Source organism: Pseudoflavonifractor sp. 524-17, from assembly GCF_009935845.1.
In the GTDB taxonomy this organism is placed as follows: Bacteria; Bacillota; Clostridia; order Oscillospirales; family Oscillospiraceae; genus Pseudoflavonifractor_A.
In genome coordinates, this window is record NZ_QWEK01000063.1 from 1 (window position 1) to 17,220 (window position 17,220).

The window sequence follows — 17,220 nt, forward strand, 5'->3', positions numbered from 1 at the left end:
CCGGGGGTTCCCCAAGGGGGGCCAACCCCCTTGGGCCCTTTGGGTCCAGGGGCCTTTCGGGAAAGGCCCCTGGCGCCCGCTGCGTAAGCGGCCCCTGCGGCGAGCACATATCCCCCGCAGGAGAAAGAAAATTTATATAAAATTCCTCTTGCAAAGGGCCTGTTCTTGTGCTATATTGTCCACAGATACAATTTCATTTTCAGTACGCGGCGGAACGCCGCGCGGAGACGCAGCCGTAACCCTGGTAATCCGGGGGGACGGCTGTATTATTTTTGCAGAAAACAGCAGGAGGTAATGTTATGGTCACGAAGTATCACATGCCGGTGGACATTCATTTTGGAATTGGCTGTCTGAAGGAGCTGACGGGCTTCCTGGGCCCCTCTGACCGGGTGCTTTTGGTCACGGATCCGGGTCTGGAGGCGGCGGGGCTGGTGGACCGGGTCCGCGCCGCCATTCAGCCTGCGGGGGCGGACTGCCGGCTCTATGACGGGGTGGTTCCCAACCCGGACGCCGCCCTGGTGGAGCAGGCCATGGAGCAGGTGCGGGACTATCATCCCACCAAGCTGGTGGCGCTGGGCGGCGGGTCGTCCATTGATACCGCCAAGGTGCTGGCGGCTCTGGCCACGAACGAGGGGCCCTTGGCGGACTATCAGTGGAACGGCAAACCCTTTGCCAACGTTCCTCTGCCCATGATTGCCGTCCCCACCACCGCCGGCACCGGCAGCGAGGTGACCATGTGCGCCGTCATCGTGGACCGCGACTGCAAAAAAGGGATCAACGGCCCCGCCATGTTCCCCGCCGCCGCCCTGGTGGATGCGGAGCTGATGGCCAGCCTGCCGCTCTACCTGACCGCCACCACCGGCATGGACGCCCTGTCCCACGCGGTTGAGGCCTATGTGGGCCTGGGGGCCAATCCCATCACCGACGCCTACGCCCGGGAGGCCATCCGGCTTATCGGCGGCGCGCTGTGGGGCGCCTGCGCCAACGGAAAGGATCTCAAGGCCCGGCAGGATATGGCTATGGGCAGCGTTCTGGCCGGCATCGCGATGGACCAGGCGGGCCTGGGCCTGGTTCACTCCCTGTCCAGCCCGCTGTGTACCTTCTTCCATATGGCCCACGGGGAGGCCAACGCGGTGCTGCTGAAGTACTGCATGGAGTACAACCTCATGGCCCGGCCGGAGCGGTTCGCCGGTATTGCCGCCCTGCTGGGAATGCGCACCGCTCATATGGACGTGTTCCAGGCGGCCCAGGCCGCTGTGGACGGGGTGGATCGGCTCTTCCGGGAGACCGGCGTCCGGGTGCCTCTGGCGTCCTTCGGCATGACCGAAAGCGACGCGGAGCTGGTGGCGGACAACCTGCCTGCCTTTCTGCTGGCCAACAATCCCCGCGCCGTCTCCAAGGCGCAGTGTATGGCCCTGTACAGGGACATTCTGGCCCGGGAAACGGGAAATTAAGAATTTTACGGGAGGAAACAGGACATGGAAGTACTGCAGTATAAAAATTTGATTGACGGCGTATGGCAGGAGGCCGCCTGCGGCCAGACGGTGGAGATCCACTGCCCCTGTGACGGCGCTCTGGTGTCCAAGGCGCCCTCCTCTCAGGCGGAGGACGCAGACCGGGCGGTTGCCGCCGCCAAGCGGGCCTTTGAGGAGGAGGACTGGGCGTTCAATCCCCGGCTGCGCTCCCAGTGTCTGTCCGCCTGGGCCGCGGCCATGCGGGCCAACCACGAGCACCTGGCCGCCCGTCTGGCCCTGGAGACCGGCAAGCCCATCAACGAGGCCCGCTTTGAGGTAAACAGCTCCATCGGCTACGTGGAGTATTACGCCGCCGCCGCCCGCACCCTCTACGGTACCAGCACCGCGGTGGAGCCCGGCCTGCTGTCCGTCCTGGCCCGGGAGCCGGTGGGCGTGGTGGCGGTGATCACCCCCTGGAACTACCCTGTCACCCTCCTCATGCGGGACATGGCCCCCGCCTTGGCCGCAGGCAATACCTGCGTACTCAAGCCCGCCACCCAGACCACCGGCTGCACCTTGGCGGTGCTGGAGCTGCTGGACGGCATCCCCGCGTTTCCGAAGGGCGTGGTCAACGCCATCTCCGGCCGGGGCTCCGTCACCGGCGCGGTGCTGGCCGACCACCCGGATGTGGACATGATCTCCCTCACCGGCGGCCTGGAGACCGGACAGGCGATCATGAAGACCGCCGCCCGCACCATGAAAAAGGCCTCGCTGGAGCTGGGCGGCAAGTCGCCCAACGTCATCTTCGCCGACGCGGATCTGGACAAGGCCCTGCCCTTCGCCGTGAAGGCCATCTTTATGAACGCCGGCCAGCTGTGTACCGTGGGCTCCCGCCTGGTGCTGGAGGAGTCTCTGGTGGACAGCTTCCTGCCCCGGCTGAAGGCGGAGGCGGAGAAGCTCCGCCCCGGCTACTGCATGGACGAGCAGACCAACCTGGGTCCCGTCATCTCCCAGGAGCAGATGGACAAAATCCTGGGCTACATCGACAGCGGCAAGGCCTGCTCCACCCTGATCACCGGCGGATACCGCCTCACCGAAAACGGCCTGGACAAGGGCTTTTATATCGCCCCCACCATCTTCCTCAATCCACCCATGGACGCCGCCATTGTCCAGGAGGAGATCTTTGGACCTGTCCTCACAGTGCAGACCTTCAAGACCAAGGAGGAGGCCCTGGCCATTGCCAATGGGACCTCCTACGGCCTGGCCTCCGCCGTGTGGAGCAGGGACATTGACAAGGCCATGTGGGTGGCCCGCCGCCTCCGGGCCGGTTCCGCCTGGGTCAACTGCTATAATAAGCTTCTCCCTGAGTGCGAGACCGGCGGGTATAAGCAGAGCGGCATGGACCGGGCCGGCGGGACAGAGGGGATGCTCAAATATACGGAAGTGAAGCATTTGTGCATTGATTTTATGAGATAGACGTTCCTTTTGGAAAGAACGGGAGCCGCCCAACCCGGCGGGCCGCGCCCCTGGGAGGGAAATCCAAACAATTCTGATGATATTTTCTCAACATCCAGGCAAACTACCCCCAGGAGGTGGAGAAAAATGAGCGAAGTCAACGCGGACGGCGTCCTGTTGAACCCGGCGGAGGCGCTGCTTCAAGAGGTACAGCATCTGAGCAACGCCTTGATGGCGGAGCGGCCCCGGCATCTGGAGGACTACCAGAGCCGCACGGAGATGACAACGGCAGCCAATGGCGAGATTGCCGGTCTGGTGGGCGGGCGGCATATGCCGGCGGATGTAAGGGCCCGGCGCAGCGGGCCTCCCCAGGAAAAACTGCGCTGAGGGACGGCGCTCCCCGCTGGACGAGTTGTCATAGCGGGGGGCGCAGCCACATATAAATGCCACATGACCTGGAAAATTTACGCAGGAGTGTGGCAGAAATGGAATTCGACTGGAATGAAAACCGCGCGATGCTTCAGGGCGCTGTCGCCCTCTCCCCAACGTTCTCTCATGAAAACCACGGCATTCGCTACTATGGCTTTCCGCTGACAGTGCGGCGGCTGTCCGGGGCGGAAGACCAGGTGAACGTCATCGCGGCCCGGGGGATGCTGGAGCAGTGCCCCCTGGAGCGGGGCCAGGAAGCGGCGGTAGAGGGGGAGGTACGCTCCTTCAACAATAAAAGCGGACAGGGCAGCAAGCTGGTGATCACGCTGTTCGCCAAGGCCATCCGCCTGGCCGAGGGGGAGCACCAAAACCAATTAACCCTGGCCGGGGCGCTGTGCAAGCCGCCCGTCTTCCGGCGCACCCCTATGGGCCGGGAGATCTGCGATCTGCTGCTGGCGGTGAACCGCCGGTACGGCCGGGCGGATTACTTACCCTGCATCGCATGGGGGGCGCTGGCCCGGCAGTGCGCCGGGCTGGAGGTGGGGGACGCCATCCGGCTGGAGGGCCGCTTCCAAAGCCGGGGATACACAAAGGTGGAGCAAGGCCAGAGCAGCCAGCGCACCGCCTACGAGATCTCCATCATGCGCCTAGAACCCTTGGATCGAATCTAAAAAACCTTGCGTCCGCTTGTCCCAGGGATTATAATAGGGCGGCTGGGGCACGATGGCTTCTGTGCGCCGCAGGTTATTTTTACGAAGGAGGCGTCCCTATGGATGAGAGAGAGCGGATCGTCCAGCAGTGGTTTCATCTTTGGCTGAACCCCGCCGGCGGAGCAGTATCCAGTATTTTTACGCCGGATGCGGTGTACATAGAGAGTTGGGGCCCTGAGTATCACGGCTGCGAGGCTATCCAGCACTGGTTTGACGAGTGGAATACCCGCGGACAGGTGGTCCGGTGGGGTATCAAGCAGTTTTTCCACAAAGACGCCCAGACCGTTGTGGAGTGGTACTTTAAAAACAGAATGAACAGCGGCGCGGCAGAGGCCTTTGACGGCATGTCGCTGATCCGGTGGGCGCCGGAGGGCAAAATCTGCTATTTGCAGGAGTTCGGCTGCAATAAGGACCGGTACGATCCCTACGAAAAGGGAGATCCCCCTCAATTCCGAGAACAACCGGCGAACTGGTTTTGAACGGGAACGCTTTCAGAGTGTCAAAAACACAACATTTGAAGGGTTCGGAGGGAGGGATCGTGTGAAAGGGAACCGTCAGGGTTCCCCAAAGGTGAATTGCCCCGAAGGGGCAAGAGAGGGCGGCCTGGGCCGTTCGCGTCTAAGCAAACCAGTTTTCAGAACTTTTTGAAGTTCTGAAAACTGCGCCCAGCCTGGCGAGAATACTTTTTCGCCAGGCTGGAAGCGTTCCCGCCCTACCCAGGGCGGGGCGCTTTTTTGCTGTTTGGCACAAATTTCGAAGCGGGAACTTGCGCATAACAGAGAAAGATAGGTCAATCACAAGATGGGAGTTGAATTTGTGATACCAACAAGGTATAATAAATCCATAGTCTTCTAATGATAAACAGAGACTTATAAATGGAGGGCAGCCATGGGCAATACCAATCTGAGTACGTATATGGCGGTGAAGCGGCAGCTGCTGGAGATTTTCCGCACGGAGCGCTTTCCGGGGAACAAGCTGCCTTCGGAGGAGAAGCTGGCCCAGCGGCTGGGCATCAGTCTGGTCACGCTGCGGGAGGGGATGCTGATGCTGGCGCTGGAGGGATACATCACCAAGCGCCACGGGGTGGGCAACTTCGTCCACCCCAGCGTCCTGGACCCCACCAATCACCTGGACCTGGGCTTCTCCTTTGCCGACGGCTTCCGCCAGAGCGGCCGGGAGCCGGGAATAAAAACCCTCTACCTGGGGATAGAGCCCGCCAGAGGAGAGCTCGCCCGCCGGCTGGACATCCCAGAGGGGGAGAATCTCCAGCGCAACGAGATGCTCTACACGGCGGACGGCGCGCCGGGGGTGTTTACCGTCAGCCGCCTGCCCTTCCGGCTGATCCGCCGTCCCTTCCGGCCGGAAGAGCATAACTGGTATGTCCACGAGAGCATCTGGGATCACTGCGGCATCCGTCTGGCCCACTCCATTAACGACTACCGGGCGCTGGCCGCCGGGGAGACGGCGGCGGAATACCTCAAGGTCCCGGTAGGCACTCCGCTGCTCTACTGTGAACAGCTCTTCTACGATCAGGAGGACCGGCCGGTCCTTTTGAATATCCACCACTTTCACCCCCAGAACTATGGGATGAGGACGATTCAGAACTGGGATGTAGGTCCTGGACGGTGAGCATCTGTAACCAAGGAGGAGTCAAAACCATGAAAACAGTCACCCTTCATATCAACGGCACGGATCACACCCTGTCCGTTGAGGACAATTGGACCCTGCTCCACGTTCTGCGGGAGGAGCTGAACCTTACCGGCACCAAGTACGGCTGCGGCACCAACGACTGCGGGGCGTGCAAGGTGCTCATTGACGGCAAGCCGAAAAATTCCTGTGTCCAGCTGGCCCGCAATCTGGAGGGCGCGGACATCGTCACCATCGAGGGGGTGAGCCGGAACGGGGAACTCCATCCCGTGCAGCAGGCCTTTGTGGACGCGGGGGCCATTCAGTGCGGCTTCTGCACCCCGGGGATGGTGATGACCTCCATCGCCCTGTTAGAGGAAAACCCGGATCCCAGCGAGTCGGAAATTTTGACCGCTCTGGAGGGCAATCTGTGCCGCTGCACCGGCTACAAGAAGATTGTGGAGGCGGTACAGCTCACGGCCAGCCGGATGAGAGGAGGAGAGAGACTGTGAAGTACATCGGACAGCCCACCCCCACCATTGACGCAGTGGCCAAAGCCACCGGAGAGGCGGTCTATGCCGACGATCTCCGCTTCCCCAACCTGCTCCACGGGGCGGTGCTCACCAGCCCCATTGCCCACGCCCGGATCAAATCCATCGACACCAGCCGGGCAGAGGCGATGCCTGGGGTATGTGCGGTAGTCACCTGCCGGGACGCGCCGGACACTCAGTTTAACCGGATTATGCGCTGGGCGCAGGACGGCATTCCCGCCACCGAGCGGGTACTGGACGACGTGGTCCGCTTTGTAGGGGACGAGGTGGCCGCCGTGGCCGCCGTCAGCCAGGCCGCGGCACGCCGGGCGCTGAAGGAGATCCAGGTGGAGTATGAGGAACTCCCCGCCGTCTTTGACCCGGAAGAGGCTTTAAAAGAGGACGCCCCCAAACTCTACCCCGAGGGCAATCTCCTCAAGGAGCAGATCGCCCAGTGCGGGGACGTGGACCGCGCCTTTGCCGCCGCCCCCGTCGTGGTGGAAAATCAGTTTGAGACCGCCATGATCCACCATGGCGCCATTGAGCCCCATGTGTGCATCGCCCGGTGGAACCGGGGGGATTTTTTGGAGGTATGGGAGCCCCAGCAGGGGGTCCATCGGGCCCAGATCATGCTGGGAAAGATCTTTGGACTGCCTTATACCAAAATTCATGTCCACAGCCCTGTCATCGGGGGGACCTTTGGGGGAAAGGACGGCATTCTGCTGGAGCCCATCGCCCTGCTCCTGTCCAAAAAGGCGGGGGGCCGGCCGGTGAAGATCCGCTATGACCGGGCGGAGTCCATGGTGTCCACCTACACCCGCCACGCGGTGCGCCTGTATGGCAAAATGTCGGTGGCGGCGGACGGAACCATGACCGGCTTTGAGATCCGCTCCTTTATGAACGCCGGCCCCTACTGCGGAGGGAGCATCAACGTCCAGTCCGCCATGTGCGGCAAGATGTTCAAGGTGTACCAGGCGGAGAGCCAGCGGTTTTCCGGCCGGGCGGCGTACACCAACACGCCGGTAGGGGGTGCCATGCGGGGCTTTGGCTCTCCCAAGGTCTTTTCCGCCCTGGAGCTGCTGGTAAACAAGGCGGCCCGGGCCGCGGGGATGGACCCGGTGGCCTTCCGGGCGAAAAATCTGGTCAGGCCCCACGGCTGGGACCCCGGCGCCAACGACACCTTGGGCAACGCCCGGGTGCGGGACTGCCTGGAGCGGGGAGCGGAGCGCTTCCGGTGGAAGGAACGCTGGGCGGCGCGGAAGTCTTTGGAGACAGAGCGGTACGCCTACGGCTATGGAGTGGCCACCGCCCTGCACGGCAACGGCGTGTCCCCCTTCGCCCCGGATATCACGGTGGCGGAGCTGGCGGTCCATGAGGACGGATCGGTGCTGCTGCGCACCGGGCTCACCGACCACGGGGCGGGGACCTATACTTTGATGAAGCAGATCGTGGCCCAGACGCTGGATATCCCCTTTGACGAGATTGAGCTGACCCACTCGGACACCCACAGCTGCCCCTATGATATGGGTTCCGGATCCAGCCGGAACACCTGGTCCGGGGGCGCGGCGGTGGAGGCGGTATGCCGCCAGATGGCGGACGCCCTGAAGGCCACGGCAGCGGATATGCTTGGCTGCGGGACGGAAGAGGTGGGCTTTGAGGACGGCCGCTGGTACACGCACGGGGACGAACGCCGCCTGACCCGCCGGGATCTGGCCTGCCACGCCTACGCCGTCCAGAAGAAAAAGCTGCTGGAGACCATCTCCTACTGCTCAGACCACAACGCCGGATCCTATGGCGCCCACTTCGCCCAGGTCCGGGTGGACAAGGAGACCGGCGAGGTGAAAGTGACCGACTATCTGGCGGTATGCGATGTGGGCACCGCCCTCAATCCCCTGCTGCTGGAGGGACAGATCGAGGGGGCCATCTTAATGGGTATGGGTATGGCGCTTTTCGAGGGGCTTCAGCTGGATGAGAGGGGCCGCCCCATCAACGCCCATCTGAAAAAATACCGCCTGCCCCGCACCACCGACCTGCCCCCCATCGCCATTGAGTTTGTGGAGGAATTTGAGCAGGGCGGGCCCTACGGCGGCAAGAGCATCGGTGAGGCGTCCATCGTCCCGGTGGTCCCCGCCATTGTGGGCGCGGTGAACGACGCCCTGGGCGTTGAGCTGCATCAGCTCCCCCTGACGCCGGAGCGGGTGCTGGCCGGGCTGCGGGCGAAAAAAACCGTTGCCGGATAAGACAAATTCCGCTATAATGTAACTGATTACATTTGTAGAATTGGCCAAACAGAATGGGAAAAGGAGTGTATCAAACATGGTAAAAATTCTGGGTATCTGCGGCAGCCCCCGAAAGAAGTCGGCCTATACCGCGCTGAAGGCCGCCCTGGAGGCCGCAGAGGCCACCGGCGAAGTAGAGGTGGAACTCATTGAGCTGCGGGGCCGCAAGCTGAATTTCTGCATCCACTGCAACCGCTGCACCAGAGAGGGCGTCACCTACTGCCCGGTGTACAAGGACGACGATATGACCGAGCTGTACGAGAAATTTTACAACGCCGACGGCTACATCATTGCCTCCCCGGTGTATGAGATGAACATCACCGCCCAGCTGGCCACCTTCTTCAACCGCTTCCGTCCCACCTGGACCATTGTGAAGGACAACCCGGACTTCTTCTCCCGGAAAGTGGGCGGGGCCATCGCCGTGGGCGGCACCCGCAACGGCGGCCAGGAGAGCACCCTCAACGCCATTCTGGGCTTCTACCACACCCAGGGCATCACTGTGTGCAACGGCGGCGTATGCGTCTATGCCGGCGCCAGCCTGTGGAATCCCGGGGACGGCTCCGGCACCATGGACGACCCGGAGGGCATGGAGAAGGCCCAGGGCATCGGCCGCAAGGTGGCCATGATCACCAAGCTGCTGGCCCCCAAGAAGGAAGCGTAACTCAGTTTGCAGAATAGAGACCGCCTGCCGGGGCCATTCGCTCCGGCAGGCGGTCTGATGTCTTATGGGGCATTGAGAGGAACTCAGCCGTCCAGATCGTGATGTTCCTCCCGGAAGCGCAGGCGCAGGCAGGGGATGTTGTCAAAGCCCAGGTTGGACTGCTCCACCGTGAGGCGGTAGGAATACTGCGTAAGCACAGCGGTGATCACGGTGTCTTCTCCATCGGCATGGACTTCCGCATTCCTAAGAAAATGGCTGTCCCGGCCCAGACTGCCTGCGGGGAATTCATAGGGGTAGAGGTCCTGATAGAACGCCTCCCCGATCCAATCCTCCAGTTCCTCACGGGGGATGCCGCCGCTGGACAGACTGGTGTTGTACAGGCGCAGTGTGAGGGTGCGGGTGGCCGGGTCAAAGCGGGTGTCCATACAGGGGACGGTGGTGCAGGCGGGGAAGAAGCTGCGGAATTTCTCCAAGCTGTCCCCGGAGGGGACGAAGGAGAGGGACAGGCCGTCCGCGTCCATCCGGGCGTCGTAGAGCTGGAAGAAGCGATCCCCCGGGGCGGGCCCGCCGTCCCAAAAGCCGGTATAGAGGGGCTCCGCCGGGTCCAGCCAGGTGGCGGAGGCGGTTATATTGGTCTCCAGACCGTTTTTATCCAGCCGGCCCTGGGCATCCCCCAGGACCTGGACCTGACAGGTCTCAGGCAGCCATTTCCAGGGGACGTTGGTGTCCGCGCCGGTGGTGGTGTAGGCCACCTGGCCGGGGCCGGTGATCTCGTAGGAGGAAAACTCCTCCGCACCTGTGAGCTGCACCCGGCGGCCGGTCTCCCCAAAGACCCACTCCAGCAGGGTTTCCCCGGTGCCCCAGCCTGCGGGACGGTACTCCACCAGAAAATCCCCCTCATAGGGGGTGATGGCGGCGACGGTCTTGCCCTCCCAGCCGTACAGGGTGCGGATGCTCTCCTCCCCCACCGGGAACACGGTGAAGGACAGAGCCGCCGCCGCGGCGCACCAGGCCGACAGCAAAAGCAAGGTGATAAAAAGCCCTGCGCGCCGAATCCAGGTCCATTTCATAGGCGATTCCTCCTTTGCCTCCAGTATACCAGGTCGGCGGCGGGGAGGGGTTAACGGGGCTTTACAATCCCCCTACAATCTATTTACAAATGGTTACAAATTGACTTGCGCAGCAAAAACGCCGCTGATCCGAACGGATCGGCGGCGTTTGAGCGCTTGCGTTACCAGGCGCGGCGCCTGACGGGCTTCGGGGAGGGCTGGGGCGCGTCCTGGCCGATGTGGACCAGCTCCTCCGGCGTCTCCCGGCAGGGAGGCTGCCGGACCTCGGCGGCGCCGGTGTGGATCCAGCGGGGGTCCATGGCGTCCCGCAGGCCGTCGCCGATGAACTGGAGGGCAAAGACGGTGAGGATGATGCACAGGCTGGGGGGCACCCACACCCAGGGCTTACTGGCGAAAACCACCGGATTGGAGGCGTGCTGGATCAAATTGCCCCAGGAGGCCTGGGGCGTGCGGATGCCCACCCCCAGGAAGCTGAGGCTGGACTCGGACAGAATGGCCCGGCCCACCCGGAGGGACAGAGCGGCCCACACCGGCGCCACCGCGTTGGGCATGACATTGCGCCGCAGGATGGTGGCGGTGCTTCCCCCCAGGGCCTGGACCGCCAGAATATATTCCTTCTCCCGGATAGACAGGGTGTTGCCGTAGACCAGCCGGGCGATGGAGGTCCACCCCAGCAGGCCGATGACTAAGATGATATTCCACACAGAGGCTCCCACCGCCGCCACCAGACAGAGCACCAGCACAATGCTGGGAAAGCTCTGAAAGATGTCGGCCAGGCGCATAATCCAAAACTCCCAGGGCCCCCGGCGGTAGCCTGCCAGCAGGCCCAGGGGCACCCCCACCGCCACACTGATGGCCGCGGCAGAAAAGCCCACCAGCAGGGAGATCCGCCCGCCGCAGATGAGCCGGGCCAGCAGATCCCGGCCCACATCATCGGTGCCCAGCCAGTGCGCCGCCGAGGGGGGGGCCCAGAAGCCGGCGGAGCGGTCGGTGACATTGGGTTCCAGCCCCAGCAGGGAGGGCAGCAGCACCACGCACAGCACCTCCGCCGCCAGAAGGCACAGCCCCGCCATGGCCCGCCGGTCCCCGCGAAACCGGCTTATAATACTCTTCCCATATCCGGCCCTCATACCTGACTCCTCCCATGGCGGACCCGCGGGTCCACAAATCCGTAGACCAGATCCAGCAGCAGGTTGGTGCCCAGCACCGTGAGGGCGATGACCACCGTCACCCCCATGACCAGATTGAAGTCCCGGTTATTGATGGCGGAGAACATAAGACTGCCCATCCCCGGCCAGCCGAAGACCCGCTCCACCACCACAGAGCCGCCGATGATGTGGGGGATGTGGCTGAGAATGGTGGTGACCACCGGGATGAGGGAGCCCCGGAACACATGCCGCACCAGAACGGAGCGCTCTCTCAGCCCCTTGGCCCAGGCGGTGCGGACATAGTCCTCGCCCAGTGTCTCCAGGCAGGCGCTGCGGGTCTGCTTTACCAGCTCTCCCATGCTGCTGATGCACACCACACTGGCGGGGAGAATCAGGTGGCGGATCAGATCCGGCAAAGTACCGGTGGTGCCGTTGGTATACATCCGGGCGGAGGGCAGCACCCCCAAGGTGACGGAGAAGAGGTAGACCAGCCCCAGGCTGAGGAGAAAGCCGGGGACGCCGAAGCTGGCCATGGAGCACAGACTGGCCAGCCGGTCCCACCCGGAGCGGGGCCGCCACGCCGCGGCCATGCCCAGGGGGACGGCCAGCAGTATGGCCAGCACCACCCCGGTGCCGGTGAGGATAAGGGAGGGGACCACCCGCTGCGCGATGGACTCAGACACGGAGCGGCCGGTCTGGAAGGAGGTGCCCAGATCCCCCTGGAGCAGCCGGCCCAGCCACCGGACGTAGCGCACCGGCATGGGCTGGTCCAGACTGAGCCGGGTCTCCAGCGCGGCCCGGTCCGCGTCAGAAAAATTGCCCCCGTCGCCCATGAGATCCGCGATGGTGCCGGGGCCCAGGTCCAGAAAGAGAAAGACAAAGAGGGTGATGCCGAAAAAGACGGGGATGACGGTGAGAAGCCGTCTGCGGATATATCGTACCAATTTAAATTCCTCCTGCACTTCCGGCTCCCCAGGGGAGCATGGGCCGCAGGCCCTACGGAGGTTGAATGTTTACGGATTGCTACTGTTTGACCCACTCCCATACATTCTCGTTGGAGAAGCTGGCGGAGGTGTAGTCGATGTTGGACACGGTGGGGGACTGGACGTGGAGGGCGGTGCCGAACCACAGGGGGACAAAGGGCCGCTCCTGGGCCAGATAGTCCTCCAGGGCCTGTACCGCCGCCTGCCGGGCGGTAGGATCGGGGGCATCCTTCACCGCCTGGATCAAGGTCTCGTAGGCGGAGAGATCCTGGACGTGGAAGATGTTGTTCTTCTCGGTAAAGCGGCTTTCCACAAACCACAGGGGCAGGGCGCTGGGGGTGTGGCTGGCGATGCCCATATCGTAGGTACCGTCGGCCATGCCGGAGAACATAGTGGCGGAGTCCACGGTGTCGATGGTGATGGGAATGCCCGCCTCCTGGAACTGCTGCTGCATCAGCGCGGCCAGGCCCGCCCGGTTGGAGGCGCAGGCCAAGCGGTAGGTGGTCCCGTCATACCCCGCCTGCTCCAGAAGGGCCTTGGCCCCCTCCAAGTCGTAGCTGACGTTATAATCCCCGGCGTAGCTGGCGCAGTCGGGGAGGACGGAGGTACCGGTGACGCAGCCATAGCTGCCCACCGACTGCTGGGCCAGCAGCTCCTTGTCCAGCGCCAGCTCCATGGCCCGGCGCACCCGGGGGTCAGAGATGGTTTCGTTGTTGAGCATCAGCTCATAGAAGGTGTTGGGCACGGTGCCCTCCAGCACGGTGAGGCCGGCGTCCGAAGCGGCGGAGACGCTGTCCGCGGCCACGCTGCCGCCGATGGCATAGTAGTCCAGGTCGCCGGCGATGAGGGCGGTCAGCAGGCTGGACTTGTCCATCACCGTGATGACCAGCCGGTCAAATCCGGGGGCGCCCAGCTGATAGCCGGCGTTGGCGGACAGAGTAATGGTGCTGCCCATCACCTCCGACTCAAACCGGCAGGGGCCGGAGCCCACAGGCGCGGACCAAAGGTCCATCTCCATGGTATTGGCGGCGGGAGTGTCCGCCATGAGGTGGGTCGGCAAAACGTAGTACTCCCGGTTCTTGTCGATGAGAAAATCTTCCGGGGTGGTCACCGCCTTGAATGTGAGCTTTAACGTGAGCTCGTCCACCGCCTGGGCCCCCAGCGTCTCGCCCTCCACCGCCGCGCCGGTGCCGTCGGTCCCCGCCAGCACCGCGAAAGCGGAGCGGCCCAGGGTGGGGCAGTCCGGGTCGGTCATGCGGATAATGGTATCCGCCCAGTGCTGGGCGGTGACGGGGGTGCCGTCGTGAAAAGCGGCATTTGCGTCCAGGTGGAAGAGAACCGCCAGGCCGCCATCGGCGCTCTCCCAGGAGACCGCCCCCCGGGGGGTGAGGGCGCCGTCCGCGTGGACATAGGCCAGCCGGTCATAGAGCTTATCGTAGACCATCCGGGAATAGTTGCTCCCCGAGGGGCTGTTGTAGGGCATAAGGGAGTCCCAGGGGTTGGAGATGCCGTAGTTGATTACCACGGGCTGCTGGCTGGCGGGGGCGGGACTGGCGCCGGAGGGGGAATCGCTGCCGGCAGGGGTGGGGGTCTGCGTCTGCTTGGGGGCGCAGGCGGCCAGGGCGCCGGCCAAAGCGAGGGAGAGGGTGAGGGCGACGAGTTTTTTCACAGGCTGTGTACCTCCAATGTATCATAGGTGTTTGGATCAGGGCTTCCTCTGGGGCGCAAGGGGAACGCTTGCGTCACTCCACGGTGACGGATTTGGCCAGATTGCGGGGCTTGTCAATGTCGCACCCGTGCATCAGGGCCACATAATAGGCGAACAGCTGCATGGGCACCACATCCAGGCTGGGCAGCAGCAGGGGATGGGTCTCCGGCACGGTGAGGGTGTAGGTAGCGGTCTGGCCCATGGCCGCCTCCAGGGGGGCGGTGGTAAGGCCCAGCACGTCGGCCCCCCGGCTCTTTACCTCCACCACGTTGCTCATAGTCTTCTCAAAGAGGGGACGGCAGGTGGCCAGGGCCACCACTAAAGTGCCCGGCTCAATGAGGGAGATGGTGCCGTGCTTCAGCTCTCCGGCGGCGTAGGCCTCTGAGTGGAGGTAGGAAATTTCCTTCAGCTTCAGGGATCCCTCCAGCCCCACGGCGTAGTCCAGGTGCCGGCCGATGAAGAAGACCGACGGGTGGTTGAAACACACCGAGGCCAGATACTGGATCCGCTCCCGGCAGGAGAGCACCTCCTCCAGCTGGTCCGGCAGCCGCTGCAGCGCCGCCAGCAGGCCGGCGTACTCCCCCGGGGGCAGCGTACCCAGCACCTCGCCGAAGCACAGGCCAATGAGGTAGATCATGGCCAGCTGGGTGGAGTAAGCCTTGGTGGTGGCCACGGCGATCTCCGGCCCCGCCCAGGTGTAGAGCACCTGATGGGACTCCCGGGCGATGGTGGAGCCCACCACGTTGACGATGGACAGCACTTTGGCGCCCAGACGCTTGGCCTCCCGCATGGCGGCGAGGGTGTCGATGGTCTCGCCGGACTGGCTGATGACCAGGGCCAGCGTACGGGGGGTGACAATCGGGTCGCAGTACCGGAACTCCGACGCCAGTGCCACCTCTACCGGCTTGCGCAGCAGCTTTTCCAAAATGTACTTGGCCGCCATCCCCACATGGTAGGAGGAGCCGCAGGCAATGACCGCGATGCGGTCCATCTCCGCCAGGAAGTTTTTGGGAAAGGAAACCTCATCCAGTACCACCCGGCCGTCCTGGATCCGGGGGGAGAGGGTGTCCCGCACCGCCTTGGGCTGTTCCATAATTTCCTTGAGCATAAAGTGCTCATACCCGCCCTTTTCCGCGGCGGAGATGTCCCAGTCGACGCGGCGGCGCTCCTTCTCCACCGGCCGGAGGTAGGCGTCATAGACCCAGACGTGGTCTGCGGTGAGCTCGGCAATCTCCCCGTCGTCCAGGTAACACACGTCCCGGGTGTACCGGATGAGCGCGGTGACATCGGAGGCCAGCAGGCGGCACCCCTGGCCAAAGCCGAGCACCAGGGGGCTGTCCTTCCGGGCGGCGATAAGCCGGTCGGGGCAGTCGGCACACAGAATCCCCAAGGCGTAGGCCCCCTGGATCCGGTGGAGAACCTTGGTCACCGCCTCCAGAATGCTGCCGTTGTAGTAGTACTCCAGCAGCTGGGCCACCACCTCGCTGTCGGTCTCTGAGGCAAAGCGAACCCCGGTGGACTGCAAAAAGCCCCTGATCTCGGCGTAATTCTCAATGATGCCGTTGTGAACCACGGCGATGCGGCCATTTTCGCTCACATGGGGGTGGGAATTCTGCTGAGAGGGGGCGCCGTGGGTGGCCCATCGGGTGTGCCCCAGTCCGATATCCCCCGCCAGACCGCCCCGCCCCTCCACCTGCCGGGCCAGGGCGTCAACACGTCCCTTGGTCTTAATGACCTCCAAGCCCTGTTCCGGCTGAAAGACAGCCAGGCCGGCGGAGTCATAGCCCCGGTACTCCAGGCGGCGCAGGCCATCCAACAAAATGGGCGCGGCCGCCTCTCTTCCAACAAAACCAACGATTCCACACATCAGATCTCGTGCCCCACATTCTATAAAACCACGCGGAAGTATTTAAATATACTATAGAGTTCAATATTTAATCCGGATCTATAACTGCTATTATATCATATCTTTTAGCGGCGTAAAGAGTTTCCGCGCGGAATTTGAAGAAATGACAAAAAACAGCCCCGTCAGGGGATCGCTTCTGTCACAGGGGCAGAAAATTCCCCCTCCTGCCGGTGAAGCCGGTCCTCCACCAGAATAATGTCCGGCCCAAAACGGCGCACCGACGGCCAGGGAAAAAGACGGTCCTCCTCCCGCCCCAGCAGGCCGAACAGCCGCAGCCGGCCCGGTACCACCAGTGCCTCAATCCGGCCGGTGTCCAGATCTATCTCCACATCCCCCACAAAGCCGTAGCGGGTGCCGTCACTGATGCTGATGACCTCCTTGCAGCGGAGATCTCCCATGCGCTGACCCATTTCGCCGCCTCCTTTCTGCTAAGGGTATGCGGGCGATGGGTTGTACTATTACTGTGGGCCCATGTCTACCAAATGTCTACCAAGGAAACCCCGGAATCCGTTGTGCTGCAACGGGTCCCTGGATTTCCTGCGTTCCGGGCGGGAGAAATGTCTACCAAATGTCTACCACGGGAACTTCTTCGCCTGATTTTTGGCGCTTTTAAGGCGGTTTTCAGCAGTTTTCCGCCTGTTTTTCGCGATGTAAGAAGTGTTATACGCCGGTTTACTCGAAAAAGTTCCTGAAAACCGGGAAAACTTCTTTTTGGCTCAAATTCGAACAAGGAGGAACTCCAAAATGAGAAACCTCAAGAGAGCTCTCAGCATGGGCCTGGCTTCTGCCATGATTATGGGCATGGCAGCCACCGGGGCCGGCGCTGCGGGCTACGAAGATTTCGCCGACAAGGACGAGATCAAGAACACTGAGGCGGTCAACACCATGGTTTCCCTGGGTGTGATTTCCGGCGCCAACGACGGCACCTTCCAGCCCGAGGGCACCCTGACCCGCGCTCAGATGTGTACCCTCGTCGCCCGTATGCTGGGCGGCGGCAAGGATCCTGTCCTTGGCAACGGCGGCAAGTCCAACTTTAAGGACACCCAGGGCCACTGGGCTGAGACCTACATCGCCTACTGCGCCAACTTGGGCATCATCGCCGGCGTGGGCGACGGCAACTTCAAGCCCGACGACCCCCTGAACGGCACCGCGGCCGCGAAGATGATCCTCTGCGCCCTGGGCTATAAGCCCGAGTTCGAGGGCATCGCCGGCGCCAACTGGGAGCTGGCCACCAACACCCTGGCCAGCAAGGTGAAGCTGT

At 63.0% G+C, this 17,220-nt stretch carries 16 protein-coding genes; 10 read left to right on the forward strand and 6 right to left on the reverse strand.

Going from position 1 to position 17,220, the window contains the following annotated elements; translation table 11 throughout:
- Positions 1 to 299: 299 nt before the first annotated feature.
- The 9 genes from D1159_RS16630 (at position 300) to D1159_RS16670 (ending at position 9,144) form a co-directional block, all read left to right on the forward strand.
- Positions 300 to 1,454: an iron-containing alcohol dehydrogenase gene (locus tag D1159_RS16630; RefSeq protein WP_161846737.1), complete on the forward strand. Its 1,155-nt coding sequence runs from the start codon at positions 300 to 302 to the stop codon at positions 1,452 to 1,454.
- Between the two features lie 24 nt (positions 1,455 to 1,478).
- The gene (locus D1159_RS16635) at positions 1,479 to 2,930 is read left to right on the forward strand and encodes an aldehyde dehydrogenase family protein (RefSeq protein WP_161846738.1); all 1,452 of its coding nucleotides are present in this window, start codon (positions 1,479 to 1,481) and stop codon (positions 2,928 to 2,930) included.
- Between the two features lie 126 nt (positions 2,931 to 3,056).
- On the forward strand, positions 3,057 to 3,296 hold the full coding sequence (locus D1159_RS16640) for a hypothetical protein (RefSeq protein ID WP_161846739.1): 240 nt from the start codon (positions 3,057 to 3,059) through the stop codon (positions 3,294 to 3,296).
- Between the two features lie 98 nt (positions 3,297 to 3,394).
- On the forward strand, positions 3,395 to 4,009 hold the full coding sequence (locus tag D1159_RS16645) for a single-stranded DNA-binding protein (RefSeq protein WP_243152355.1): 615 nt from the start codon (positions 3,395 to 3,397) through the stop codon (positions 4,007 to 4,009).
- Positions 4,010 to 4,107: 98 nt separating this feature from the next.
- On the forward strand, positions 4,108 to 4,527 hold the full coding sequence (locus tag D1159_RS16650) for a nuclear transport factor 2 family protein (protein WP_161846741.1): 420 nt from the start codon (positions 4,108 to 4,110) through the stop codon (positions 4,525 to 4,527).
- A gap of 409 nt (positions 4,528 to 4,936) precedes the next feature.
- Positions 4,937 to 5,677: a GntR family transcriptional regulator gene (locus tag D1159_RS16655; RefSeq protein WP_161846742.1), complete on the forward strand. Its 741-nt coding sequence runs from the start codon at positions 4,937 to 4,939 to the stop codon at positions 5,675 to 5,677.
- A gap of 29 nt (positions 5,678 to 5,706) precedes the next feature.
- Entirely contained in the window at positions 5,707 to 6,186 is a 480-nt protein-coding gene (locus D1159_RS16660; RefSeq protein ID WP_161846743.1) for a (2Fe-2S)-binding protein, read from the forward strand.
- A complete protein-coding gene (locus D1159_RS16665) occupies positions 6,183 to 8,444 on the forward strand; it encodes a molybdopterin cofactor-binding domain-containing protein (protein ID WP_161846744.1) in 2,262 nt (753 codons plus the stop codon). The genes D1159_RS16660 and D1159_RS16665 overlap by 4 nt, the downstream gene beginning before the upstream one ends.
- A gap of 76 nt (positions 8,445 to 8,520) precedes the next feature.
- On the forward strand, positions 8,521 to 9,144 hold the full coding sequence (locus D1159_RS16670) for a flavodoxin family protein (RefSeq protein ID WP_161846745.1): 624 nt from the start codon (positions 8,521 to 8,523) through the stop codon (positions 9,142 to 9,144).
- Between the two features lie 83 nt (positions 9,145 to 9,227).
- On the opposite strand, the gene D1159_RS16675 is transcribed toward D1159_RS16670, so the two are convergent.
- The 6 genes from D1159_RS16675 to D1159_RS16700 all read right to left on the reverse strand — a co-directional run bounded on the left by D1159_RS16675 (position 9,228) and on the right by D1159_RS16700 (position 16,369).
- Entirely contained in the window at positions 9,228 to 10,214 is a 987-nt protein-coding gene (locus D1159_RS16675) for a hypothetical protein (protein WP_243152356.1), read from the reverse strand.
- Positions 10,215 to 10,375: 161 nt separating this feature from the next.
- Positions 10,376 to 11,344 carry an ABC transporter permease gene (locus D1159_RS16680; RefSeq protein WP_161846746.1) on the reverse strand — a complete coding sequence of 323 codons (969 nt, stop codon included), beginning with the start codon at positions 11,342 to 11,344 and terminating at the stop codon, positions 10,376 to 10,378.
- A complete protein-coding gene (locus tag D1159_RS16685) occupies positions 11,341 to 12,306 on the reverse strand; it encodes an ABC transporter permease (RefSeq protein WP_161846747.1) in 966 nt (321 codons plus the stop codon). Before D1159_RS16685 ends, D1159_RS16680 begins: the two co-directional genes overlap by 4 nt.
- Before the next feature lie 79 nt (positions 12,307 to 12,385).
- Entirely contained in the window at positions 12,386 to 14,014 is a 1,629-nt protein-coding gene (locus D1159_RS16690; RefSeq protein WP_161846748.1) for an ABC transporter substrate-binding protein, read from the reverse strand.
- Between the two features lie 73 nt (positions 14,015 to 14,087).
- A complete protein-coding gene (glmS, locus tag D1159_RS16695) occupies positions 14,088 to 15,920 on the reverse strand; it encodes a glutamine--fructose-6-phosphate transaminase (isomerizing) (RefSeq protein WP_161846749.1) in 1,833 nt (610 codons plus the stop codon).
- A 161-nt stretch (positions 15,921 to 16,081) separates the two neighbouring features.
- Complete coding sequence (locus D1159_RS16700; RefSeq protein WP_161846750.1) at positions 16,082 to 16,369, reverse strand: YlmC/YmxH family sporulation protein; 288 nt, start codon at positions 16,367 to 16,369, stop codon at positions 16,082 to 16,084.
- A gap of 334 nt (positions 16,370 to 16,703) precedes the next feature.
- Here D1159_RS16700 and D1159_RS16705 point away from each other — a divergent pair.
- The coding region (locus tag D1159_RS16705) for an S-layer homology domain-containing protein (protein WP_161846751.1) at positions 16,704 to 17,220 on the forward strand (517 nt) is incomplete at its 3' end.